The 24,472-nt window shown below is 48.9% G+C and carries 26 protein-coding genes and 1 pseudogene; 11 read left to right on the plus strand and 16 right to left on the minus strand.

All coding sequences use genetic code 11. The features are described from left to right. Positions 1-709 precede the first annotated feature (709 nt). The 12 genes from EI42_RS30080 to EI42_RS30130 all read right to left on the minus strand — a co-directional run bounded on the left by EI42_RS30080 (position 710) and on the right by EI42_RS30130 (position 7,123). Positions 710-1,180 (minus strand): hypothetical protein, encoded by a 471-nt coding sequence (locus EI42_RS30080; protein ID WP_111326409.1) that lies wholly within the window; start codon positions 1,178-1,180, stop codon positions 710-712. Between the two features lie 14 nt (positions 1,181-1,194). Continuing rightward, a complete protein-coding gene (locus EI42_RS30085; RefSeq protein ID WP_111326412.1) occupies positions 1,195-1,722 on the minus strand; it encodes a hypothetical protein in 528 nt (175 codons plus the stop codon). 523 nt (positions 1,723-2,245) lie between these two features. Beyond that, positions 2,246-2,428: a hypothetical protein gene (locus tag EI42_RS32180; protein WP_137686158.1), complete on the minus strand. Its 183-nt coding sequence runs from the start codon at positions 2,426-2,428 to the stop codon at positions 2,246-2,248. 16 nt (positions 2,429-2,444) lie between these two features. Beyond that, positions 2,445-2,831, minus strand: a complete 387-nt coding sequence (locus tag EI42_RS32185; protein WP_137686157.1) for a hypothetical protein — start codon at positions 2,829-2,831, stop codon at positions 2,445-2,447. 63 nt (positions 2,832-2,894) lie between these two features. After that, entirely contained in the window at positions 2,895-3,302 is a 408-nt protein-coding gene (locus tag EI42_RS30095; RefSeq protein WP_111326416.1) for a hypothetical protein, read from the minus strand. Between the two features lie 203 nt (positions 3,303-3,505). Continuing rightward, positions 3,506-3,898 carry a hypothetical protein gene (locus EI42_RS30100; protein ID WP_111326418.1) on the minus strand — a complete coding sequence of 131 codons (393 nt, stop codon included), beginning with the start codon at positions 3,896-3,898 and terminating at the stop codon, positions 3,506-3,508. Next, positions 3,888-4,814: a TOTE conflict system archaeo-eukaryotic primase domain-containing protein gene (locus EI42_RS30105; RefSeq protein ID WP_111326420.1), complete on the minus strand. Its 927-nt coding sequence runs from the start codon at positions 4,812-4,814 to the stop codon at positions 3,888-3,890. The genes EI42_RS30100 and EI42_RS30105 overlap by 11 nt, the downstream gene beginning before the upstream one ends. Beyond that, on the minus strand, positions 4,811-5,104 hold the full coding sequence (locus tag EI42_RS30110) for a hypothetical protein (protein ID WP_111326422.1): 294 nt from the start codon (positions 5,102-5,104) through the stop codon (positions 4,811-4,813). The genes EI42_RS30105 and EI42_RS30110 overlap by 4 nt, the downstream gene beginning before the upstream one ends. Positions 5,105-5,117: 13 nt before the next feature. Continuing rightward, positions 5,118-5,564: a hypothetical protein gene (locus tag EI42_RS30115; RefSeq protein WP_111326424.1), complete on the minus strand. Its 447-nt coding sequence runs from the start codon at positions 5,562-5,564 to the stop codon at positions 5,118-5,120. Positions 5,565-5,784: 220 nt separating this feature from the next. After that, the gene (locus tag EI42_RS30120; protein ID WP_111326426.1) at positions 5,785-6,471 is read right to left on the minus strand and encodes a hypothetical protein; all 687 of its coding nucleotides are present in this window, start codon (positions 6,469-6,471) and stop codon (positions 5,785-5,787) included. A gap of 15 nt (positions 6,472-6,486) precedes the next feature. Continuing rightward, positions 6,487-6,837: a hypothetical protein gene (locus EI42_RS30125; RefSeq protein WP_111326429.1), complete on the minus strand. Its 351-nt coding sequence runs from the start codon at positions 6,835-6,837 to the stop codon at positions 6,487-6,489. A 16-nt stretch (positions 6,838-6,853) separates the two neighbouring features. After that, positions 6,854-7,123 (minus strand): hypothetical protein, encoded by a 270-nt coding sequence (locus tag EI42_RS30130; RefSeq protein WP_111326431.1) that lies wholly within the window; start codon positions 7,121-7,123, stop codon positions 6,854-6,856. 1,094 nt (positions 7,124-8,217) lie between these two features. On the opposite strand from EI42_RS30130, the gene EI42_RS30135 reads away from it, so the two are divergent. Continuing rightward, positions 8,218-9,066 carry a hypothetical protein gene (locus EI42_RS30135; RefSeq protein ID WP_111326433.1) on the plus strand — a complete coding sequence of 283 codons (849 nt, stop codon included), beginning with the start codon at positions 8,218-8,220 and terminating at the stop codon, positions 9,064-9,066. A 361-nt stretch (positions 9,067-9,427) separates the two neighbouring features. Here the strand turns inward: EI42_RS30135 and EI42_RS30140 are convergent, their stop codons facing one another. The 3 genes from EI42_RS30140 to EI42_RS30150 form a co-directional block, all read right to left on the minus strand. Then, positions 9,428-10,003 carry a GtrA family protein gene (locus tag EI42_RS30140; protein WP_211326420.1) on the minus strand — a complete coding sequence of 192 codons (576 nt, stop codon included), beginning with the start codon at positions 10,001-10,003 and terminating at the stop codon, positions 9,428-9,430. Between the two features lie 314 nt (positions 10,004-10,317). Next, positions 10,318-11,208: a CHAP domain-containing protein gene (locus EI42_RS30145; RefSeq protein ID WP_211326421.1), complete on the minus strand. Its 891-nt coding sequence runs from the start codon at positions 11,206-11,208 to the stop codon at positions 10,318-10,320. Positions 11,209-11,605: 397 nt separating this feature from the next. Continuing rightward, entirely contained in the window at positions 11,606-11,938 is a 333-nt protein-coding gene (locus EI42_RS30150; RefSeq protein WP_111326439.1) for a hypothetical protein, read from the minus strand. A gap of 545 nt (positions 11,939-12,483) precedes the next feature. Here EI42_RS30150 and EI42_RS30155 point away from each other — a divergent pair. The 7 genes from EI42_RS30155 to EI42_RS30185 all read left to right on the plus strand — a co-directional run bounded on the left by EI42_RS30155 (position 12,484) and on the right by EI42_RS30185 (position 19,674). Continuing rightward, positions 12,484-13,497, plus strand: a complete 1,014-nt coding sequence (locus EI42_RS30155; protein ID WP_111326441.1) for a LacI family DNA-binding transcriptional regulator — start codon at positions 12,484-12,486, stop codon at positions 13,495-13,497. A 42-nt stretch (positions 13,498-13,539) separates the two neighbouring features. Further along, a complete protein-coding gene (locus tag EI42_RS30160; RefSeq protein ID WP_111326443.1) occupies positions 13,540-14,856 on the plus strand; it encodes an ABC transporter substrate-binding protein in 1,317 nt (438 codons plus the stop codon). A gap of 20 nt (positions 14,857-14,876) precedes the next feature. Next, positions 14,877-15,785 carry a carbohydrate ABC transporter permease gene (locus tag EI42_RS30165; RefSeq protein WP_111326445.1) on the plus strand — a complete coding sequence of 303 codons (909 nt, stop codon included), beginning with the start codon at positions 14,877-14,879 and terminating at the stop codon, positions 15,783-15,785. Positions 15,786-15,802: 17 nt separating this feature from the next. Further along, positions 15,803-16,642, plus strand: coding sequence for a carbohydrate ABC transporter permease (locus tag EI42_RS30170; protein ID WP_174843909.1), 840 nt, complete (start codon positions 15,803-15,805; stop codon positions 16,640-16,642). Between the two features lie 33 nt (positions 16,643-16,675). After that, positions 16,676-17,980: a sulfatase family protein gene (locus EI42_RS30175; RefSeq protein ID WP_111326447.1), complete on the plus strand. Its 1,305-nt coding sequence runs from the start codon at positions 16,676-16,678 to the stop codon at positions 17,978-17,980. 322 nt (positions 17,981-18,302) lie between these two features. After that, positions 18,303-19,046 carry an RNA polymerase sigma factor gene (locus tag EI42_RS30180; protein ID WP_111326449.1) on the plus strand — a complete coding sequence of 248 codons (744 nt, stop codon included), beginning with the start codon at positions 18,303-18,305 and terminating at the stop codon, positions 19,044-19,046. Positions 19,047-19,080: 34 nt separating this feature from the next. Beyond that, entirely contained in the window at positions 19,081-19,674 is a 594-nt protein-coding gene (locus tag EI42_RS30185; protein ID WP_111326451.1) for a helix-turn-helix domain-containing protein, read from the plus strand. Between the two features lie 29 nt (positions 19,675-19,703). Here EI42_RS30185 and ubiG read toward each other — a convergent pair whose 3' ends face one another. Next, a complete protein-coding gene (ubiG, locus tag EI42_RS30190; protein ID WP_170143029.1) occupies positions 19,704-20,414 on the minus strand; it encodes a bifunctional 2-polyprenyl-6-hydroxyphenol methylase/3-demethylubiquinol 3-O-methyltransferase UbiG in 711 nt (236 codons plus the stop codon). Between the two features lie 323 nt (positions 20,415-20,737). On the opposite strand from ubiG, the gene ffh reads away from it, so the two are divergent. From ffh to EI42_RS30205, 3 genes and pseudogenes are all read left to right on the plus strand, one after another. Next, on the plus strand, positions 20,738-22,240 hold the full coding sequence (gene ffh / locus EI42_RS30195; protein WP_111326459.1) for a signal recognition particle protein: 1,503 nt from the start codon (positions 20,738-20,740) through the stop codon (positions 22,238-22,240). A gap of 340 nt (positions 22,241-22,580) precedes the next feature. Beyond that, the gene (locus tag EI42_RS30200) at positions 22,581-23,666 is read left to right on the plus strand and encodes a L,D-transpeptidase (RefSeq protein ID WP_211326423.1); all 1,086 of its coding nucleotides are present in this window, start codon (positions 22,581-22,583) and stop codon (positions 23,664-23,666) included. A 107-nt stretch (positions 23,667-23,773) separates the two neighbouring features. After that, positions 23,774-24,472, plus strand: a pseudogene (locus tag EI42_RS30205) (L,D-transpeptidase); the annotation flags it as partial.

Below are 24,472 nucleotides of genomic sequence, written 5' to 3' on the forward strand. Positions count from 1 at the left end.
CCACAGGATACGCTTCACGAGCTCCGATATGCCCTCGACCACGTCCTTTCGATCCTCGACGGAGTGCTTGAACAAACGTCGTAAAAGCTCGTGCTGCCTCCTCGACGGTCTTGCCTGCCTTTGTTAATGTCAAAAACAAGACAGGCTTCGCTTCTCGAATGAGCTTCCGCCACAGATCAACCTTTCGCGGCCCACAATACAAGCATTCCCACCTGTTACACCGTGCTCGTTGCCGTTCTCCTGTCTCTATATTTATCCAGACATGCCGCAATGCCCACGTATCAGGACACACAAATAATGTCTCTAACCCATACTTTTCTGCTGTTTGTATTTGCTGCTCAAGTGTCACTTCCTTCATAAACATACCTCCACTTCTTTTTCACCTCAAAATAGTTTTGCCAAAAGCTTTCTCCATTCTCCCTGTGACTTTATATGTGTGATTTGTTCTTTATAGAGTCAAGGGAAGGGCAGGCGGGTTGTACGCCGTCGACGCGGATTGCAGAGAGGGAGCGCGACGGGGACGGGGTACGGTTAGCGGCGGCAGTCGCGCGTACAACCGCAGCAGACGAGCAGAAACCGCTACCCCGTCACGAAGGCCACACCCCCTACCCAGGCTAGAGATGTTTTTGACCACCACCACCGCCACCACACCAGGTTACTCCCTCCAGCATTCACTAATCACTGTCAACATGACATGCATTTGACAGTACTAAAACGACTCTACCCCCATTTGCCGTACAACATCGCGTGAATCATCTGTCAAAAGGTAGTAACCATCACCGTCATACGTTTTGAAAAAATGAACGTACACTCCCTGTACCAAAGCAATTCCATACCCCCGCTTTCTGTCCATTGCAACCACATGCCCAACTATCCTAGAACCCCCTTCAACCACCCGAATTTCATGCTCTCCCCAATCGACAAGCCCTAATCCCCATTCTTGAACCGCTTCCTGGCACAACTGTAAGTACGCTCCCTCAACATTTGTTAATACGCAATGTGGGCATATAACAACGGCTTCGCTACACCACCACACCCGTACCCCATCAATTTCCTTTCCCACACAATGTGGACACACTGCAACACGACCACATCCACAAACACAGAGAAACCACCCAAAAGCAGCAGACGAAACGAAACTCTCTTTTTTTGCTTTACACGCTTTTACCCTTTTTCCCATATATACACCTCCTTTCATACATCACCTAAACCCATAAGCCGCTGTATATCCTGTTGGGTAACAACATAATACCCACCCTCCTCCTCACACCATGTTACATACACAGCCTGATTCTGAACAATCGCAATGCCTTTGTCACGCTCCCAATCCCATGCCCTTATATCGCCCTCTACAAAAGCTCCTTCATCTCCCAATCGAATCCGCTCACTGCTTGTGTACTCCTCCTGCATTCCTTCGTCCGCGATTACCCTGTATTCTTGCCACAACGAAGGACAAGCATAACACGGACAATACTCGTCACATAAGGGTACTCCACACCCACCACAGTACATGGTATGTAAATCCAATGAATCTGCTAACACAGCTCCTAAAACATTACCCTCGTGATCACGACACCACTCCTCATACCCAGGTTGACACTCAATAAACGCCTGCACCTTCTCTTTCCCATACAATATTTCTGCACATGAAATGCAGAGCATGTCTGCATCCGCAACAATAGCCACAACTGTGTCAATACGTAAACGTCTTCTTTCAAACATGTACACCTCCTTACTGCCCTGAACGATGTTAAAACCGAAGTCCTAGACACTCTAGCTGAAACAAACCACTATATGTAATCACATACCCTGCTGCTCCACGATCTAAACCAAAAACATCAATAAAGAATCCTGACTCAAGCAAAGCAATACCACAACCGTGCCGAGGCTCTACCGCCACTAAACGCCCCTCAAGAAGTCGACTACCAGGAGCTATATAAATTCGCTGCTCATCCCAATCAACAAATCTCAAGCCCCACGCAAGCGCATGTCTACAGAACCACATTTCCTCTCCTTCTGATTTCTTTATTGCACAGTGCGGACACACAGCAACCTTCCCACACCCGCATGCACAGAAAAATCGCCAAGAAACATCCGAAGGAAAGAACATCCGATCCCTTGCCTTACATTGTTCCATAGATCACCTCTCAGTTCTTGCATGAATACTAAACAACCTCCACGCCTGCCTATCGGGACCAACAACATAAACCCCCCACTCTTCAGGTTCACCATCAAGAACAAGAAACTACGACCAACCTGACAGCGCTAGATCAAACACTGCCTTATGTGCTTGCTTAACTGTAAAAGGTCCTGCACCAACCATCCACGCAATTGCCTCTGTTGGGACAACATATACTCGATAGTGCACCAGCTCCCGAAAACATAGATCAAGCGTAACAATACGATGCTGTGCCTTCGCTTTCCTCATAACCATACCCCATCCCTCACTTTCGACAACGCTCACACTCAACAGCAAAGGTACCGCCAACAATCCCTCGTTTTTGCCGCTTCCTACCCACTATTGGAAATGCATGCTCACTGCAACAAAAAATCCCGCACCAGAAGCATTGGGCAATAGCAGGTTGAGAACACCCAAAACGCCCTATACATATAGGCGCCCCCACTTCATTCACAATATAAGCAGCAAACCACTCTTCAACAGAAACAGGCGACATTGGATACACCTTCACCCCATACAACCACTCATATGTTTCACATTCATGCCTTATAAAATCTTCGAGAGGACCATGATATGCTACAATAGCACAAACAAAAAGACGCATATTTAAACCAGACAAAACAAACCCACATTTATATTTCTGCTCCAGCATAAGCACCTCCGTTTTACTATCAGATGTAAGCATGACAACATTACGAAACGACGACAATTTGTTTTACTTACTACCCGCTACCTCGTTCTCACAAACCGCACACAACACCGCAAGAACATTTTCTGCAACACTCCACTTAATCCGCAATGCTGGTTCGACTGGAAAAACATGGCTTGCACAACAATAGCAGCCACAGAGAAAACACCGACTCACAGCAAGATTAATGCAACCCATACCTCCTCTACATACTGGAGAACCCACTTTATCAATCACATAAACCTCTTGTCCTTCTTCAACAGTTGCAGCCTCAACTATATAAACCTCTGTACCGTACAAACCACTGTAATACCTCATATTCCGCTCCAAAACATCTTCAAGAGAAGGAGCACCATCACCGCACTCAAAAAAACAAACAATCTGCCTATTAAAACCCTCTAGCTCAAAACGTACTCTAATCATCATTGTTTCCATAAAATCCCTCCCTTAAACAAGTAAAACTGTAACCTACCTTTAGAAGCGTGTATGTAACCATAAAGCCACTTTATGAGAACCTTTACAAAGTGATCAAGCAACCTACAATACCAAACACAGGGAAGAAACACACATATATGTGAGCATCGTTATCTTGCACCAACAAAAGCAATCTACATGAACTCACACTCATACACACTCCTTTATCTGTTCCTGCTGTGGTGAAAGTACTCATTGCAATCCTGACAAAGAAGAACTAAAGCACCATGAGTAGGATTAGCCTTATCCCGAATCTCACCTGTTGGCACTATCGTATGCGTCATACAACAAAAGCCAGTACACGCAGCACACTGTCCTACAGCCACATTCCAACAAATGTCACATAACGGCATACCAAATTCATTTACCATGCAATGAAGGGATCGTTTATCTGTAAGAACCTTACCCGCATACTGAACCTCCACACCCCAACTCAATGAATACTTCTCTTCTAAGTCTGCTATATGCCCCATTAAATCATCTTCCTTTACATCGTTAATACAGGTAAGGAAGTATATATTCAGACCAACTAGCAAGAAAGAATATTTATACTCCATAAGCAATTTCTCCTTTCACAAAAATCTGATAAGCATCTTTTACTGTTAGCCCATAATACAACCGCAGAAAATCAAACACATTTCCTGCATGCTTCCAGGTATAACAATACCAATGTGGATCATCACCCCCAAACACCTGAAAGCTCGGTCGTACATCACCACGATAGTGATGACTCACAAACGGGCACCGACCGACACCACGGTGATCTAACTCCACAAACCAACCAATCACCTCAAAAATGTCTTGACGCAAACACCATTCTCGTATATACTGCCTCTTTGGTTGCTTTAGCTGTAATCGCTGACTCGTTTGTCGATACGCACCATACTCAACAAGCGTTACCCGCTTCACCGCCGACCATACCCACCAGAAATTTTCTTCCCGTGTTGCGCCGACAGGCACAAGCTGTTTCTGCTCATTCAACAACACAAAAGGATACCATCCACGACTTCGTTGATGTATACCAAGTGGTAGCCGAATTAACGACCCAATCCCGGTAGGAGCAACATGCTCCTGTTTTGGGTATAACTCAACCCCACATGCTTGGGCATAAGGTAACAACCACTCTCTTACATCTATTGCCAATACTGGTTTCTCAAAAAACAACCAGAGATGAAAACCACGTCGACTCAATTCACCAATTGCTTCAATACCTTGTTGCCGCAACTCCATCCAAAGATGTAAGAGCAGTTCAGAAGACTGTTGATCATCCGCATCAAAAACAGCAAATGTACAATAACCCTCTCGATCAATAACATATGTTCCTAACGTAACCTGCCCTAATAAATGCTTCTCTACTAACTCTTCAGTCAACGGAGCATACACCGTACGATACGACCCATCGCGGAGCTGAAACGCATAATAATCCCGACAATGAACAAAAAGGGACATATATGCTGAAACCCATTCCTTCATACAGAACCTCCCTGGCACAACTCAAACAAAAACAACTCCCATTCTTCCTTAATCTCTTCTTGCCACTTAACCCAAAGGTCAGCGAACCACCCCTGTCCATTTTGCTCACAATCTCGAAACACAGTCTCTACAACTGTTCCCGGATACGCATAGGAACAAACACGAAGCACTTCATACGCCTTCCTCCACGGGACATCAACAATAAGCAAACCATATTCACCAAGAACCTCATAAAGAATGTATATCGCACTTTGATACATCTCCAAAGTACACCCCTCGCTTTTCACCATCTACTTTCTCCCTCTACCAAGAAAGACCAAGCATCCTATCTACAACCTCTTCCCCAAACAAACTACACAGCCGAAGCTCCATATCATGACAGTATTCAAAGTACTGCTCTTGAAATTGTCGTGCTTCTTGTGCTGTCATATCCTCAACCACTGAATGTAAAAGGTCTCTTCCTTCATGCTGCTCAAGCCAATAATCTACATCAGGAGCACCAAAAACATCCCCTACGTGATCTAATACACGACGAACGGCATCTTCTATGGTAATATCCCACCACCCTTGACCAGTAAACACCGTAAACACCTCTTCGCGGCCACCATACCCTAACGACAACCGAAAACAATGATTGCTGTGAGCAGGAAACAGATCACTCTCAAAATGCCAAACTCGTAACACCTCTCCCTGTACTCCCAACTGCTCTAGCACATCAGCCAGTGTTTCCGCAAATGTGTCTTCAAGCATCCCTGCACCTCCTTCCAGGGTACAGATGGAGCGAGAAACAAACCCGCTCCACGTTAACCGCTTTACGAACGAACCTGAAAATGTCTCCACTGATGTCTATCCGCAAACTGAACAGGAATACCTTGTGCTAATGCTTCCCGTACTACCTGCACCTCATCTTTCTTCAAGCGGCCTCCACTATGTACAAGAAGCCATCCTGTTGCCTGGTCGAAAACCACTTTTACGACCGGCCTGCCGGTACCGTCCCCATTTGCTGCGTCGGTATCCCACTGACTGGTTTCTGTGCCGGAACCATCGGCCTGATTCCTTGTGGGTATGCTGCTTGTGGCTGAATACCCATACCATGTGTTGGTATTGATGTAGGCGCCTGCTTTGGGGCTACCTTTTCCCTCATCCGCTTTCGATCCATGTCCATATCAACCACAGCCAGAAGCACCGAAACCAGCGGAATGCAGGAAAGAACAATATACACCACTACTGTCAAAAATCCCTGCAACATTGGTGTGACATTCTGAAGCCACACCGCACGTTCAATCACCGCTGCTGCCATTGCAAAATTGCAGAAAATTTCTACCAGCTCAACAACAACACATACAGGCACATACAACAAAATGGACTCCTTCACCATCATCCGATATGCCAAACCACGAGAAACAAAGAAACCTAAAACACCAAAGCTAATCGCAATTGCCCATGTGATAAAGGGTTGTAAATGATCTGCTTCATCAAGAGGACTAAAAAACCAACGGATAGCATGAGCAGAACCAAGCGAGAATGCTAAAGACACCACCCGAAGAATAATATGCTCTACTCGATGAACCCAAACATCCCCTTGTATACTTAGTCCCCATAACCCTGGACCTTGACCTTGTTTAACTTGATTCTGATTTTTCTTAAAAAGCCCCATACTTCACCCCTTTCTTTAAACCATCGCAGTAGATTGAGCCAAACGACAGATCAACGTCAGAAAACCACTTTTTGCTTTCACCTTCAGAACCTCAAGTGCCATAGTTGTCATTTTAGGCGGAAGTTCTGTTTGAAGCTGTTGCGCAGCCTGCTGTAGAACCTGTTCAGGCTCATTATGCTTTCGTAATAGTTTTAATTGCTCCAAGCTTGCAAAACCACTCGTAATCTGAACTGTATACTTCTCATCTGTATCAGCATCAAGTACATTCATTATCACACTATAACTCGGTTTCTTTGCACCAGTAACTTGATCATACAAAGACATCTCCTGTACCGTAGCACTCAAAACAATCGCATTCAAAAACATAAAATCACCTCTTTCCTTACATAAAACCATCACTCTGCTCATAAAAACCTAAGTGTCTCAAGCGCTGCTGGTCCTGTGGATTCAGAACATCCCACCATAGCTGAAGCGGTTTCTTGCAACGAGGACACTGGAATACCACATGCCCGTGTTCATCTCGATACTGCACAACAACCGCAGGCAAAAAATCAATTGTCGGCAACCCTCCAGTTCCTTCAAAGTAGTTAAGAGGACGGGAGAAGAAAACGTACCCACACCGATGACGAACCTGCTTCACGTCCTGCTCCATATATCTCCTCCTGTGCCCCAATCCCTCTATAGAAGAGAGATCAGGACACACTGACATAAAGACGAGAATACGATAGGACGATTACACGGAAGACATAACTAAATGAGCAACGTTGAGCGGAACCGTACTATACACAGACTCCCCATACGCATCACATCCACAACAAACCACTACCACCTGGCTATTAATTTGACACACCCAACCATACACAGCTTGACCAGGAAGAAAAGTCTGTACCCTAACTGGTACAAAACCACCTCGTAAAACCACTTGCTGCCCAATTGCCCACTGTTGCCCATTACCCTGAACCATCACCACTCAACACCTCCTATGCAAACAGATGGGTAAGGTATGCCTGCATCAAAGGCCAATTGAGGTAAACAAGAATACCCGCAACAATAATCAAGAAAATGAGGAAAAAGCTTTCTCGTTTCATAAAGCACCTCCTTGACAGGCGCACCTCTTTTATCAGAGAATAAGAAGAGGGGAGCACCAGCTAAACGGACAAAGTAGAAAAACGCTCATCCTAAACCGTTTGATGCTGCAACATCAGACGGTTCTTTTTTCCTTACTAAACCCAAAAACTGATACGCTACATTTTGATGAACCACTACTTCGTTCGACGTTTCCTCCAACAGCAAAACACCACTGCTACAATATCCCGACCGCGTCTCACATAAGTAACAAACCGATTTGTTACGCTGTGTTGCCGGAAGTTCCCGAAAGCAGTTACTACAAAGAGTAGTGCGAAGAGAAGTACGAACATGCTTAGGTCGCTTGGGTCGTTTTACAAACTGTTGGCGGTTCCATCCCATAAGAAATCTCCTAATAAAACTATTCCGACAAAAATCTGATAAATCTGAGAAACCGTAATTCTTATACATAATATACCCGACGTTTTCACGTTTGTCAAGAGGAATCTGAGAAATCTGAGAAACATAAAAAAAATTTCAAATAAGGCTTTACTGATAAACCAATTTAATAAGAGAAAGAAAAACTATCTAATAACTTGATTAAACCGGATAAATTATACTATAATGAAAAATAACACAGCTTCGTAGCGCGATCCATACCAAACAAGGGAGCATGAGTTCATGAAATTAAATAAAGAATTAGCAGGACTTTACTACACAGCAGCAGAAGCCCGAAAAGTCCTGGGACTTGATGAAGAAGCCTTCCAATATTGGGGAAGAACAGGTAGAGTTACCAGAATATACCTACCAGGACGTAAACAAGCCGTCTATTCCCGAAAAGAAATCAATAAAATTGCTGGTAAGCTCGAAGCAGCCATTCTTGCTGAAAAACTTGAGGGGCTGGATTTTAGAAAAGCCACTATTAATGAACTAGACGCTGAAGTTGAGTTAGCTTCTTTAGTTTTCGGTTCTAGAGCAAGACAACCAGAAGCAATTGAACGAAGACAAGCCTTCATCGAACATTGTCCAAATAGCACTTATCATCTCTATGACCACGGCCACCTAGTTGCATACTTCAACATCTTCCCATTTAATCACAAAGCCATAGAAAACTTTAAAGAAGGTGTAAGAGGCTGGTTATTAGGGGTAGAAAATCTAGAAACTTTCGCACCTGGAAAACCCTTAGAATGCATAATTATTGATTTTGCTTCGACACCAACAGTGCCACCAGATAAAAGAAGTAATTATGCACAAATCCTACTAGAAAACCTTTTAAAAGAAACAGTTGAATGGGGTAAACAAGGAATTGAAATTACCAAACTCTATGCTGCAAGTAATACTCCACAAGGCATCAGAATTATCAAACACGCGGGTTTTCAGCAGGTAAAAGAAGTCGGACCAGGACGCTTTACATTTGAACTAGATGTACAAAACACAGATTCTAAAATCCTACTTGAATACAAACAAGCACTAAAAGAATGGAAAGAACAACCACAGAAAAAAGCAAGTAGTAAAAAGAAACAGATGTAACTAAAACGCACGCTCATCAATACAAAGCCTCTGAAATCTAATCAGAGGCTTTATTAAACTACACAAACCTGACAAATAATAAAAATCTGACAAACCGAAACTATACAGCAAACCTGACAAAGCAAATTCACTCTTACGAAAGAATGCAACAAGCCAAACCACCCAACATCACCAAAAATAAAAAACCGCCTACACCGATAGTCTCAGTACAGGCAATCTTTCTAAAACAGCTCTCTAAGCCCTCTTATCCATACTTCGGTTTAGGAAACCGACGCTCTATCCACTGAGCTACAGCCCCGAGCAATACAATGATAGCATAATCTCAAACCTCATTCAATCCCTTTCCCAGGCGTATTCCCACTTAGAGAGACTTACTGCCTTTTCCATCACCGCTGTTTCCCACAAAAAGACGGAAGCAGGCACCGATCTTTCCCAGACAAAGCAGAATCGAGCCATCAATATGCGCCAGCGCCTCACTGACTCGCTCCATACAGTGCCGCAATCTTGTTGCAAAAGGCACAGAGAGCCAGCGCCGAAAGACCAGAGTATCGCCCAAAATAAAGTTAACAATGCCAGTACAGCCACTCCCCAGTACAGCCGCAGGCAGCGAAGACAGAAACGGTCGCGCCAGCAGAAAGATCCCCATATTGACCCAGGATGTACCGATCACCGCGCCATGATAGGCCAACCAGCGTCCTAACACGCTATGCCAGCGCGTTCCCTCAATCCGACGATCTCTCCAGGTAAAGCAATAACTCAAAATGAAATTGACCTGCGCACCCACAAAAAAAGCCACGCCATTTGCAATTGTTGGAAGCCAGCCGATTGCCTCCAACATATAGAGGGTGCTCAACTGCGAAGCCGTCGCAACGCCACCGGTAAGCATAAAGTGAATGACGCGCCTCACAATCGCGTGCCAGGTCTGACGTGCCGACACCTGTCTTTTTTGTTTCAAAGCGTCCACTCTCTTACCAAGCCCCATAACGGAGCCTTTCCGAAAAGGGCTTGCAGCCCTTCTGTTTCATTGCCAGCAAAGGAGCGGGCTGTTATCGCTATTATACTCTATCAGACAGAGAAAGATCTGCATCTTTCTAGTAGATTCGTCATTTCAGCTAGAATTCTCTCATTTGTTGGCCACCAGAACAAAACAAAATGAGGCCAGATAAAACAGATACTCTGGCCTCATTGCATGGGGTCTAAGAACAACTACTGTTGCAAGCGAACACCGTAAAGATCAACCAAATAGCGGAGTCACGTGCGGCTGATAAAGTAGACACCGGGCCCGCTCTGGAATGTCCAGTATGACACGGCCAGCGGGTTCACTCCCCAATTCATTGAACTTACCACAACAGAGCCATTGTTCAATACTTTCTCGACAACTCCAACATGTCCAAAGGGGCCAGCTCCCTGCACGCCTCCCAACAACTGCATAATAGCGCCAACACTTGGACGAGACGATACGTGCCAGCCATACTCATGCGCTCGATCTTTCCACTGCCATGCATCAGCGTTCCAGCGCCAGGGCACGAAGTACCCATGCATCTCATGATAGCGCTGATTGGCATACCATGTACATTGACCATAGGGGAAAGCATTGCCTTGAGCAGCATACATTGAATACGCAGGAGATGCGTGCTGAGATGGCTCCATCAGAGCCATGTCGTCACGTTCGGCATCCTGGCTTCCCGCCTGAATGAGCTGCTCCGCAAACGCCACTCTCCTCTCTGGTTTCATCAGCCTTTTGCCGCTAGACGGTGCTATATCATGTACAGCCGCGCTCCACCGGGCCGAGCGGAGGCCGGTTCGCGGGAGCTGCGCATTCTGCACCGGGAGATCAGCACGCGGCAAAAAGCGTATATCGTAGGTCACAGCATCACTTTGAGCAGAAAGCGGTGGCGTTAAAGCCCACCTCTCACCACAAAAAGCCGATGAAGAGACGGCAGGCGTGAACTCAACCTCCTGCCACACACTGCTTTCCCTGTAATCCGCTTGTGCCTCGATTTTTCTGGTAGGAGACATGCTTCTGTGGCACTCCTGAACAGTCGCCGCTGCGCTCACCCCGGCACTGCCAAAGTGGAGCGTACAGGCAACAGTACAGATTCCTAGCATCGCCATCAGCTTTGTCTTTGTTACCAGATGCACGATTTTTTCCTTGCGGAATATTTTCCAGCGTAATCGACGTGTTTGCAATGTTTCCTCTTTCGATTCAACAACTTGCAGACCCCTGCACATGAATGCTTTCACCTCACCAGTATGCTAAAAAGCTATCTATCGGTGAGCTCATCGAGAACATTCACTCAGAGGCAATATATACACGTCATTGTAAAAATGTATCTTAATATAGAAACTAACGATAGAGCAATGAGTAGGAGGGAAGTGAAAAGTATAGAAATGGATGGAAACGCGAGAGCAGAAAGCAATTACATACTGGTTCGGCCCTCGGTTCTTGAAGGTCCAGAGAAGCTACCCGGACACTTTGAAGGCATAAAAAAAGATGGGATAGCAGAGAGACTATCCCACCTTTCAACATGGTATCGATTTAGAGACGCTTCTTCGGTTTCTTATGGACATAAGGTGAGTTCTTCTCAAGGTCAGGGCTCACGCTTCCCACTTTGGCTTCATCGGCAACAGGGCGCTCCGCACTCTCAACAGAGGGTGTCCCGGTTACTTGATTGTAGCCAACCTCAGTGACCTGTTCACGACGAATCGCGTTCACCGGCTTCATTCCAGGAGGAGGAGGCGTTTTCGTCGGGCCTGGGCGAGAGGTAGGCCAGGCCGGAAAGGTAAAACGAGGTTTTTCGATCGCTTTACTCTCGGCTGCAGTCGGCTGGACGGCTTGTGTTTTCTCAGGTTTGGTCTTCTGTTTCTGCATCTTTCATTCCCTCGTATTCATCATTCCACCAAACTAAAGCGTTCATCAACAAGCAGACGGTGCAAAAAGAAAAATACTGCTGGCCCGCGCTGTCGAAAGAGCTTCAGTTTATAGAATTTATATATCAGGATAATGCCTACTGTATGTAAAACGAGTGACCCCTATGATAGCGATACTGAAAAAGGCGCTCTATAAACGCTCTTCCCGACTCAATAGACGAAATACATACATCCAGAAAGCACAAAGATATCCTGCTTCTGGCGACAGGAAAAAGCCTTCCCTCTTATTGTACAATGCTCAATCCATGCCGTGCGAGAAGAGCGACAAAAGGAAGCACTCTCTATCAAAAACATAGTATAGCACTGATTCTTCAGTGATGGCGATACAAAATAACGGCTTCGCTAAGATTAGCCCTCCCTGCCAGCTTATGCCGTGCCCGACCAGACGGTAGCTCTCATATCAGAGAATACCATTGACTTTTTTAAGAGGAATATGGTACTCTTTCCTCAATGTGAAACGTTTAACCAGCACACGGAAAGCAGAGAATGACCAGAAACGTACCAACTTTGCGCGATGTTGCCAGGCAGGCGGGAGTCTCTATCGCGACTGTCTCCTACGTCCTGAATGGAAAGCGTCCGGACAACAAGACGATCAATGAAGAGACACGCGAAAAAGTGCTGCAAGCCGTAGCAAAACTCGGGTATGTACCCAACCAGACAGCACGGCACCTGCGGCGCCAGCGGACCGAGCGGATCTGTATCGTGCTGCCACAACTTGGTGTCCCCTATTATGAGGCGCTCTGCCAGGATATAGAACGCATCGCCGAACAGCATCACTACTCAGTCGTCTTGCTCCTGGCAGAAAACGCCGAGGGTCAGCAAAAGGCATTTACGCAGCTCTCACGTCAGCTTGCTGATGGCGTTATCTTTATTCACGGCTCCCCGTCGAACGCGGAGTTGGAACAGCTTGCTCGGGCCGGTATTGCCGTCGTCGCCTTTAACAATGAAGTTGAGGGCACAGCGTTCGATATTGTCCGCACGACTGAAAAAGAGGCATTCTATCGGGCAGTCTGGTATCTTATCGATAAGGGTCATCGCCGCATTGCCTTTTTATACGGAGGCAAGGAGAACCAGGCAGATAAAGATGTACGGCTCGAACAATATCTGCAAGCTCTGCGTGATGCCAACATCATGCCAGATCCCAGGCTGATCTTGCAGGGAGTAGCAGGAACCCGCAAAGAAGCTTACCGCAGCGCCTATCAGCTTCTCCAGCAGCCATATCGACCCAGCGCAATTTTTACCGGTTCTGATATCTCTGCTATTTCGACCATCTGGGCCGCCCGAGATCTGGGTTTACGTGTTCCTGACGACGTTGCCGTTGTGGGTGCTGGCAATATTGCCGATGGCGAAATTACCAGTCCTCCGCTGACGACCGTCGGTCCTGCCTCACTGGATTTCACCATTATCGCCAAACTCTTATTTGACCGCCTCGAACATCCCGGCTGTCAAGGACGCATTCATCTCTGTCGATGGGAGCTGATCATTCGCGGATCAGCTTGATAGCCCGGTTTGCAATGTTGCATATCACCAGGAGGGAACTTTATGACTATTTCCATTCAACATCCTGACGAGCGGCCTGCATTCACTCGCCGTCGTGTGCTCAAGCTCGGCGGTGCACTGGCTTCTACAGCCTTTGCAGTTCCCACTATTTTAAGTGCTTGCGGCGGAACGAACTCGCTGACAGGCGGCGCCTCGGATAAAACACTCCGCGTTTACTGGAACGCCGGACATGCCTACCAGGTATACAAGAAAGTCATCGAGCAGTTTGAGCAGGATCATCAAGGCTGGAAGGTCAAGCTTGAGCTTTATCAGTGGCCCGACCTGCGCACAAAATTGATGGCGAACTTCCAGGCAAACGATACGCCCGATCTGGTCGAGGAGCCCGGAGGCTGGGTGCAGGAATTTGGCCTTACCGGAAAACTGCGCTCTCTACAGGACTTTATCAATAAGGACAAACAGAGTTCAGGTTTCCCTGATGACTGGCAAGACTACACGGTTCAGCGCAATACGGTCAATGGCGAAGTATACGGCGTGCAACTTCACCTTACCTGCACGCTCTGCTTCTACAATACAGAGATGTTTGAGAAAGCCGGGATCAAAACATTCCCCACCACCTGGGATGACTTCCTTGCAGCCTGTAAAGAGCTCACCGGCAAGGGAGTCTATGGCGTCGCACTCAATCAGGACGCGGGCTACGCCTGGCCGTGGTTCCTTCAGAACGGCGCGCGCATCTACGATCCCGAGAAAAAAGTGCTCGATCTGGATAATGAGCGGGCCTTTGAAGCGCTTCAGTTCCAGTCTGACCTCATTCATAAGCACAAAGTCGCCCCCGTTCCCGTCGCAACTGGGAGCTATGATGGTCCCCAGAAACTCTTCTCGGCCCGGAGAGCCGCCATTATCCTCACCGGTCCCTGGGATATCAAACCCATTCTTGAGGGCAGCAAAGACCTGAAATGGAATATTGCGCAGGCACTCAAGCAGCAGACACAGGCAACAACAGCCGCAGGCAGTAGCGTGATGATCCCCAAAGCGGCAAAAAATCCCGAGATGGCCTGGGAACTGCTCAAGCGCCTTGTAGCTCTTGATGTCGAGCTCGCAGCAACAAAAGAAGCGCGTATGACCATGCCCCGCAAATCATGGGGCAACCATCCCGACGTCAAACAGATGGATCTGATAGCGCCCTTTGGGCAAGGTCTCACCTACGCACAATTTTCCGGCGCCGAACTGGAAAAAACCGGGAAATCAGGCACGATCAATGATCTCTTCAACAAGGCCTATCAGGATGTCATCTACAAGCAGAGGCCAGCAGCCGACGCATTGAAAGAATTCGTCGCTACCGGAAACAAGGCATTATCATAGCGCATCACAAGGGGGTCTGCATGGGTCTTATTGTCGCGCAAGACCGATACGGGGCAAAACGGCATGTACGTACCGGGCTGGCTTCGCGTCAGGCGCTGGTTGCCTATATTTTTCTGATGCCTGCCCTGATTTATTTTACCGTGTTCTTCTTCTACCCCATTCTGGTTGAACTCTGGACAAGCATGCAGAGCACAACTGATTTTGTGGGTTTGGCAAATTATGTTCAGGCATTGCAGGACCAACGAGTGCTTGAGTCATTTAAGGTGACGCTGATCTTCGCGGTCTGCGTCACCACCTTCAACGTGCTGATTGGTCTGGGCCTTGCCCTGTTGCTTGATCGGCCTATTAAAGGACGCACCATCTTCCGGGCTCTTTTTCTGGTGCCTTACATGACTTCTATGGTTATTGTAGGGCTCATGTGGCGCAATATTCTGGACCCGATGGTCGGCATTTTCAACCGGATCCTCCTTGCGGTGGGACTTCCCACCCAGGACTGGCTGACGAACTATCATATGGCGTTACCAGTTATCATTGGTGTGACCATCTGGCAGGGCGTCGGATATACGATGGTGCTGTTTCTGGCAGGCCTGCAAGGCATTCCCACCGAGTTCTATGAGGCTGCCCGCGTGGATGGGGCCGGCCCCTGGGCGCGTTTTCGCTATATTACACTTCCCCTGCTGGCACAGACCACGCTGTTTGTCGTCATCATCAGTGCCATCGGGAGCCTGCAAGCATTCGCTCAAGCCTTTATTATCACGCAAGGCGGCCCGGCAGATGCGACGCGCTTTTTCATTTTCCACGTCTACAATACCGCCTTCAATGAAAACAATCTTGGGTATGCTTCGGCGTTGACCTTCTTAATGTTTATCGTCATTCTGGTCCTGACCTTCTTCCAACTACGGGTCAGCAAACAGGCCGTTGAATACTAAGGATGGAGGAAGTTCGCATGCACATCAAGCAACGTCTCACCGGAAGCATTCTTTCCTCCATGCTGAGTTATCTGATATTGATTGTTCTGGCTGCGATCGCTGTTCTGCCGCTGCTCTACATGGTCTCCCTCTCGCTACAAAGCGAGGCAGAAACCTTTGCAGGCGTTCCTGTCATCGTTCCAGCGGTACCACAGTGGCAGAACTATCTTGAGATCTGGCAAAAAGCGCCCTTTGCGCGCTTCTTCCTCAACAGTGTGATTGTTGCAGGAACAGTGACCATCTCACACCTGTTCTTTGATCCGCTGGCAGGGTACGTCTTTGCGAAATTTCGCTTCCCCCTGCGGAACGTGCTCTTTCTGTTGATTCTGGGGACATTGATGATCCCCTTCTTTGTCCGCATGATTCCGCTGTATGTTATGATGGCACAATGGCACTGGCTTGATAGCTATCAGGCCATGATCACACCGTTTCTGATGGGAGCTTTCGGCATCTTTTTGACGCGCCAGTTTATCCAGCCCCTTCCATTCGAGCTGATCGATGCAGCACGGCTAGATGGCTGTTCTGAATTCGGAATATACTGGCGGATCATTCTGCCTCAGATCAGGCCAGCGCTGGCCGCGTTGGGCCTCTTTACCTTTATCTTTCAATGGGATGAGTTTATCTGGCCCTTGATTATCGCCAACAGCACCGAGATGAGAACCATGCCCGTTGGGTTGACCCTCTTCAATCAGGAGTTCTTTACTCAGTGGCACTATACCGCCGCCGGAGCTGTCGTCCTTTTTATCCCGATCTTTCTCCTATTCCTGTTCTGTCAGAAATACTTCGTCAAAGGAATTAGCCTGACAGGCATGAAATAGGGCACCATACCAAACTGCGGAGAACAACACACAATGAGCAATACACAGCAAAAGCGCCCAAACGTGATTGTCTTTTTTACGGATCAACAACGCTGGGATACATCGGGGTTACACGGCAACCCGCTTGACCTGACCCCCAATTTTGACCGCTTCGCACAGCGCGGTACCCATCTGACCCAGATGTTTACCTGTCAGCCTGTCTGTGGTCCGGCACGCTCCATTATGCAAACTGGCCTGTATCCAACAACGACCGGCTGCTATCGCAATGATATCCCATTGCCAGCCCGGGCGCGAACACTGGCCCACCACTTTCAGTCGGCGGGCTATCATACTGGCTATGTTGGCAAATGGCATCTGGGCACCACTGATCCGGTTCCAGTAGAGGAGCGCGGTGGCTATGATTACTGGCTGGCGGCCAACATTCTTGAGTTCACCTCGCGTCCCTATAACACAATCGTCTATGACAATGAGAATCGTGAGGTCAAGCTACCGGGTTATCGTGTCGACGCGATTGTTGATGCCGCCATTCGCTATATCGATGAGCAGAAAGACAATCCCTTCTTTCTCTTTATCTCGCAGCTTGAGCCACATCAACAGAACCAGCAGGACTACTTCCCGGCCCCCGATGGCTATGAAGAGCGCTATCGGGGTGCATGGCTTCCCCCCGATCTGGCGGCGCTTGGGGGCTCCTCACAGCAGCATATCGCCGGCTACTACGGGCAGGTCAAGCGCGTGGATGAGGCGTTTGGCCGTCTGTTAGATGCCCTGAAAAGTCTTGATCTGACCAACAATACCATTGTACTTTTCACCTCAGATCATGGCTGTCACTTCAAAACGCGCAATGGCGAATACAAACGCTCATGTCACGAAAGCTCTATCCGGGTGCTGGCAGCATTGCAGGGCCCTGGCTTCACAGGCGGTCGGCGCATCGAGGAGGGTATCAGCCTGATCGATATTCCGCCCACACTGCTGGAAGCTGCCGGGATCCCGGTTCCCTCTGAGATGCAGGGACGCTCAATCGTGCCACTGGTGCGCAATCAGGAAGATGTTGTCTGGCCAGAAGAGGTTTTTATTCAGATCAGTGAATCGCAAGTGGGCCGGGCCATTCGCACCCGGAACTGGAAGTATGGCGTGAATGCGCCAGACAAGAACGGGTGGGACGATTCGGGCTCCACTCACTACGTCGAACAATATCTCTATGACCTTGAGGCGGACCCCTACGAGCTACGTAATCTGGCTGGCAGCCCGCACCATCGCGCAATTGCCCGCGAGCTCCGGGAACGTCTGATCTGCCGCATGCAGGAAGCGGGCGAACCCGCACCAATAATCGAAGACTGACATATCAGGAAGCCCTTTTCCGGGCTTCCCTGCCTTCTCGCTTCTCTTTTTCTCCTTCTCAGCCCCCAAAGAGCAAGAAAGACGCTTTTCTGAAGATCTGTTTTCTGTTATGCTATCAGTCAGTATCTCAAAAGGGCAATACCTCAATCGCTAGAGACGAACTCGTAGGATGATACAGTGAAGGTGTACCTTCCACCCCATTTCCGTTTTTTCATCCGGGTTGTGGAATAAGGTACCAGGAGCAAGAAAAGTAGTCGGTCGGTAGGATAGAAGGGACACCCGGAAACTGCCGCGCAGTGCAGAACTACTCAGGGGAGAAGTAATGATTGATCCAGCAGATCCTATGCTCGATGAGCGATTACAGCGCCGCACGGCGAACGGGCGCTATGAAATCACGGACGAACAACTTGTACAGCTAATTCGCGAATTGAGGGCCACTGGCAAGGAAGCAGAAGCCCGCCGCCTGATGATGGCTCTGGTCACTCGCTGCCAACCTATATTTCAGCTCCATACACAGGGGTTGCGACATCGACCGGATTTGCGCGAAGAGGCAATCGCGAATATGGCGGTCCACCTGCTACAGGAAGTACAGGACCCACGCGAGGAATTTATCACGTTAAACTTTGCACGTTACATTCGTTGTCTCTGCATCGATGAGTTTAACCGTGTCCTGAGACAGGAGGGACTGATCTACAAGCGGGACGAAGAAGGCCGCCCGCTTGGACGCCCACAACACGTACCGCAAGGTTTGCGCGACTCGCTCAACACAACGGTCAATGATGAGAGCAATTCGCCGGGAGCCGACGTTGCTGATCCACAGGATCAATATGAACAACTGCACGCAGTATATGAGAGTCAGCGCATCCTCCATTATTTAAGCGATTCGCTCGACCGCAAGATTATGGTGCTACGTGCCATTAAAGGGTGGAAATGGGACGAGATCGCTGAGATCTGCCAGAAAAATGAGCGCACGGTTCGTTTGCGCTATGAGCGAGCGCGCAGCTTTTTGCGTCAGTGTATCGCACAGGAGCAACACTTTAGCGACCAGACAGTCACGTCACAATAACACGGTCGTTAAGGAGAGATAGGAGAGATATGACATGCAGGACCTACAGCATATTAAAATGGCCTGGCTGGCCGCCGAAGAGGCAGGAGACAAAGAGACACAGCGCAAGCTGCTCCTGGAGTATCCACAGCAGCAAGATGCTCTCATCGATTTTATCACGGGCTACTATGCCACGATTCCGCAGGATCTTGAGGAGAATACCCGCATTCTGGACGTAACGCGCAGAGCATGTGAGACAGCCTTTGAGCGCGTCTTTGGCTCAACCTCTGCTCCCGTGCTCTCCCTTGCCGAGTTGCGTAAGAGCCACAACCTGAAAAAGGTTGAGGTCGCGCGAAGCCTGCGCCTCTCGGTTGATGTCTGGAACAAGTTTGAGGCCGGTGCAATCGAGCTTGCCAGCCTGAGCAAGAAGCAGCTTGAGCGCTTCGCTGGCTTCTTTCAGATCAGTATTGACCAGTTCGCACAACTGCTCACCAGCAGCCAGCCATCCCTGTCAATCAACCGCAGGCAGCGCAAAGAGGCCGCCCGCAAGGAGCAGCAGGGTGCTCCCAAACAGAGCTTCACAGAAGCCATCGCTCGCAGCGATATGTCCGAGGAAGATCGGCGCTACTGGCTGGAGGATGCGGAATAAGCCGACGACTCCGGCCTGAAACGCGCTGCCTAGTTCCTGATTGCGTATCCAACGTAGGATATAAGCAAGGGGCCCCCGGGAGCTAATGTCAGACGTCGCTGGATCAGCCGTGGCATAAAGCCAACCATTTCTGCGACCTGGAAGCCAGCTTCCTGTAAGCCATGCCGGAGTTCGCCGGGCTTGATAAACCGTTCGTACGAATGCAGGCCCGGAACCAGGCCAAACCGGTGAAAAAGACGTTCGCCAATCCAGATCAACACAAGACGAGAAAGCCATGTACGATTGATCGTATCAAAGACAAAGACTCCTCCCGGAGCCAGGACGCGTGCAATTTCATTGATCGTTCTTTCCAGATCGCTCACATGCTCTAAGACGTCCAGGGAGACAACCACTGAAAAGCTGCCAGCAGCATATGGCAGGGACTCAGCCAATCCTTGTTGAAAGAAGACGCGCCCAGCCAGCCCACTCTGGCGTACATGCGCTCTGGCAACCTCAAGCGCTCCTGCTGATGGGTCCAGTCCAATGCAAGAGGCTCCGCGCCGGGCCAGTTGCTCACAGATGAGCCCTCCCCCACAGCCGACCTCCAGAATCGTCTGCTGACGCAACGCTTCACGGCCAAAAGCGCGGTCAATACAGGATTCGATATAGTCGCAGCGCTCCCGGGTGATCCGGAACAGGAGGTTATCCTGATCCCACCAGTTATACGAGGCGAAAATCTCATCCTGTGAGCGCCGTTGCATGCCTTTTCTCATTATCACCCCTATTCTAAAATACTTCCCTTCTTTTCTATTATATGATGGAGGAGACCGGAAACGCCATTCAGCAGGAACGAGGAGAGCAGAAAACAGGAAGTAGATGAGAGTCCCACTACAGGCTTGCATGATAATCAACTTCCAAACAATAAGAGAAGTTTCCTATTCACCTCCTTCTCCGCATGATGGGCTCATTTTCAGGGCTTCATCTGTCTGCTTGATACTCGTTTTGGAAAGAAGCATGATATAATGGTAGCCAACTATAGCATAATCTGCTTGGCGGAGAGAGGAACGAGATAAATCCTATGGCAATGTTTGAAAGCTTATCCAAACGGCTTGAAGGCATTTTTAACAACCTGAGCGGCCAGGGAAAACTGACAGAAGAAGATGTAAACGCCGCTCTGCGTGAGGTGCGAATTGCCCTTATCGAAGCCGACGTTAATTTAAAGGTTGCCCGACAGTTTGTAGAACGAGTCAAAGAGAAAGCTATTGGCGCTGACGTTCTGGGGAGCCTCTCCCCGGCACAGCAGGTACTGTCAATTGTAAATGACGAATTGATCGAGGTGCTTGGCGGTACCGAGGGTAAAAACAAGCTGGAACTCAGCGGCAATCCGCCGGTCATTATGCTGGTCGGTTTGCAGGGTTCCGGTAAAACGACGACCGCAGCCAAGCTCGGACGCTATCTGCGTGACAAACAGGGAATGCGCCCTCTGCTGGTAGCCGCAGACATGTACCGCCCGGCAGCCGTGAACCAGTTGAAAGCGCTTGGTAAGCAGCTTCAGCTCCCTGTCTATTGGGAACAGATGGGGGCAGATCCCGTCGATATCTGTGTAAACGCGCTTGAGCATGCCCGCGAACAGGCCTGTAACGTCATTATTCTGGATACCGCAGGCCGCTTGAATATTGACGAGCGCATGATGGAAGAGGTACGCACGATCCGCTCGCGCGTACAGCCGCATGAAGTCTTGCTCGTGGCCGACGCCATGACCGGTCAGGAAGCCGTGCGCGTGGCAAAAGACTTTAATGAGGCCGTCTCGCTCACCGGCATGATCCTGACCAAGATGGATGGCGATGCCCGTGGTGGTGCGGCCCTCTCGATTCGCGCCGTTACCGGGTTGCCGGTCAAGTTCATGGGTGTCGGCGAAAAGACTGACGCGCTTGTTCCCTTCCATCCCGACCGTCTGGCCTCGCGTATTCTCGGTATGGGTGATGTGCTCTCACTGATTGAGCAGGCGCAGGAAGCCATTGACGAGGAAGAGGCACTCAAGGCGCAGGAGAAGCTGAAGGCCGGTAAGTTCGATCTGGAAGATTTCCTGACTGCGATGCGCCAACTGAAACGTATGGGGCCCTTGCGCTCCGTGATGGAAATGTTGCCCGGCTTCAATAAGCTGCTACAAATGCCTGAAATGGAAGAAGCCCTCGAAAGCGACCAGCTCAAGTATGTCGAGGCAATGATCCTCTCCATGACAAAGGAGGAGCGCCGCAACCCCGACATTATTAACGGCAGCCGCCGCAAGCGTATCGCAGCAGGTAGTGGCACGAAAGTTGAGGAGCTCAACGCGCTGCTGAAGCAGTTCAATGAGATGCGCAGTGTCTTCCGACAGATCAGCACCGGGAAAGGACCGTTCGCTCAACTGATGCGCCAGTATGGCAAAGGCGGCGGTGGTTTCCCCGGCCTGGGAGGCGGTTTCCCCGGTCTGGGAGACGGCAATATGGGCGAGATGCCCGCACTGCCCAAGCCACGCGGGAAAAAGACAGGTAAAGCCGCACGCAAAGAGAAGCGCAAGAAGCAGAAAGCTCGTGGCAGACGTTAAATTGTCTATCGTACTACAGGCAGGGCCCAATTACAAGCAGGGCTCTGCTTTTTTTGCCCATATTCAGCGGAACAATTTATCTCTGCCAGACGTTCAGAAAAGTAGAACGCTCGTAGAGAAAGGATACATAGCCCCCCAAAGGTACTCTCTGCTCTGAGAAAACATGGTGTTTCCGGGCTTTTTGCGATGTAATACATAGGTCCAGCCTGATACAACACATGCAAAAGAGCTAGAGGGAGATGCTGCTACTATGTATCAATCTCGGTATCAATCTCGTTCTATCAAGCGGAGGGGTACAGGGAGGAAGGCGAGGGCGCTGTTTCCATTCGTTCTGGTATGCATGGCTTTTCTGCTGAATGCATGCGGCCTGAACGCAGGAGCACATGGCACTGTCTATCATGGGGATGAATCTCGAATCGAACAAAAAAAGTATGGACAAAACATCCATAATGAACAGCTAGAGAATTTGCCCACGCAGAGCATGAAGAACCGGGCGAAAGAGACGCTTCAAGTATTTGAGAATATCGTGAACCAGTTGAAAGGTTCGGGAGGAGAGAGTGCTTCCCTCCAGCAGCGTCTTGACTCGGCTAAGAAGCAGCTAACAACGTTGACAAGGCAGCAGGATTACTATTCATTCTCGGCTCAGCTTGCCGTGGATCTGACGGAGGCGCAGAAAGCCCGCGCTGGTGGGAATGCACAGAGCCTGCTCAGCATTCTAAAAGAGGAGGGGGAAAACTGGGGGAACGCCCATAAATGGCATAACCCCTACGATGGAAAGGACTATCTCTTAGACTCGTCCTATCTTGAACTGGATGATGGATATGGGGTCATTCCCGACCTGAAGGCTGAACTGGCTCAGGGAGGCTCATCACAAAAGGTGTACGATGATATCGCCAATGCTCTTTTTCATCTCTATATGCTAGAGGCCAATTTCAATGATACAACACCTTATAATAAAGAGCATCCTACTGACCGCCAGCTACTCAAACACTATGATGCTCAAAACGGTCAGGTACTCGTCGTTTCATTAACTGAGCAGGCGCTACGTGTTTATGAAAATGGGCAGTTTACCAAAGCGTTTCTTGTCACGACCGGACGTTATAACCGACCAACGCCCCCGGGAATCTTCCCGCTGAGTGACTATCTAACGAATCAGCTTATGATGACCCTTGAACCGCCCGGATCCCCCGAATACTATGATCCGGTCACCGTCAACTACACGATCAAATTCCGTGATGTTGGCTATCTGCTTCATGACACCTGGTGGAGAAAGGACTATGGACCCTATACCCAATTTCCCCATCAGGATTCGGGAGGCGATAAACAGGCGGGTACTGGTAGTCATGGTTGCGTTAACTTGCCAACAGAACAGTTAGGCTGGATATTTCATAATATAAAACCTGGCTCAAAAATTATTATATACTAATGCATTATTGTTCCACTCTCACCCGAGAGACCAAATGGGAGTTATTCTGCGCCAAAAACAGAATATACTCCCGTTGGATTTGTGCCAAACTAGAGGAGAACACTCCTATGACATCATCAGCATCTCATAGGAACCAATCAAGCCTTGTCCGAACAACACGGTCTGTACTGACCCTGTTGCTTCTGATAAGTGCGCTCTCAGTTCTTCTAACCGCTTGCGGCAGCGACTCTCACTATAGAGCCCAGGCTGAACAGAACAAGCAAGCGTTTGAAAAAGAACTACAACATGCTTCTGATATCGGGGTTCCTGATACCTATCTCAAATCTATTCAAAAGCAAAAAGATGCTCTGAACAATACCTTTGCTCCTTTAACTCTCTTTAGCCTGAATGGACAAGCAGTAGATCAGTATTACAATAACCTTGCCACTCGCTATAAGCAGTTGACCATCCAGACACAGGGAGTGGTTCCCGTTGCTACTCAGCAACTGCAAAACCAGGCCAGCAAAGATCTGGAAAACTGGCAGCGGCTTCTTGGACAGCAGAACTCAAAAGGTCTGCCCGTTGATACACTCAAAGCAAACTATACAGCCAGCCAGGCAAAGCTGAAAACTGCCAAACTGCCAAAGGACTATAACGCGATCATTGCCGAGGCCAATACTGGCATGAAAACCCTGAACATGCTTGGCGATACCGCTGAGAAGCTCAACTCTTTCAAGGAAACCATCGACCTGATGGCTGATGGCAAGCTCGACGTCACAACCTACCAGCAGAAGTATCAGACCAACAAAGACGCGATGGGGAAGGCC

The sequence above is a fragment of the Thermosporothrix hazakensis genome, from assembly GCF_003253565.1.
Classification (GTDB): Bacteria; Chloroflexota; Ktedonobacteria; order Ktedonobacterales; family Ktedonobacteraceae; genus Thermosporothrix; species Thermosporothrix hazakensis.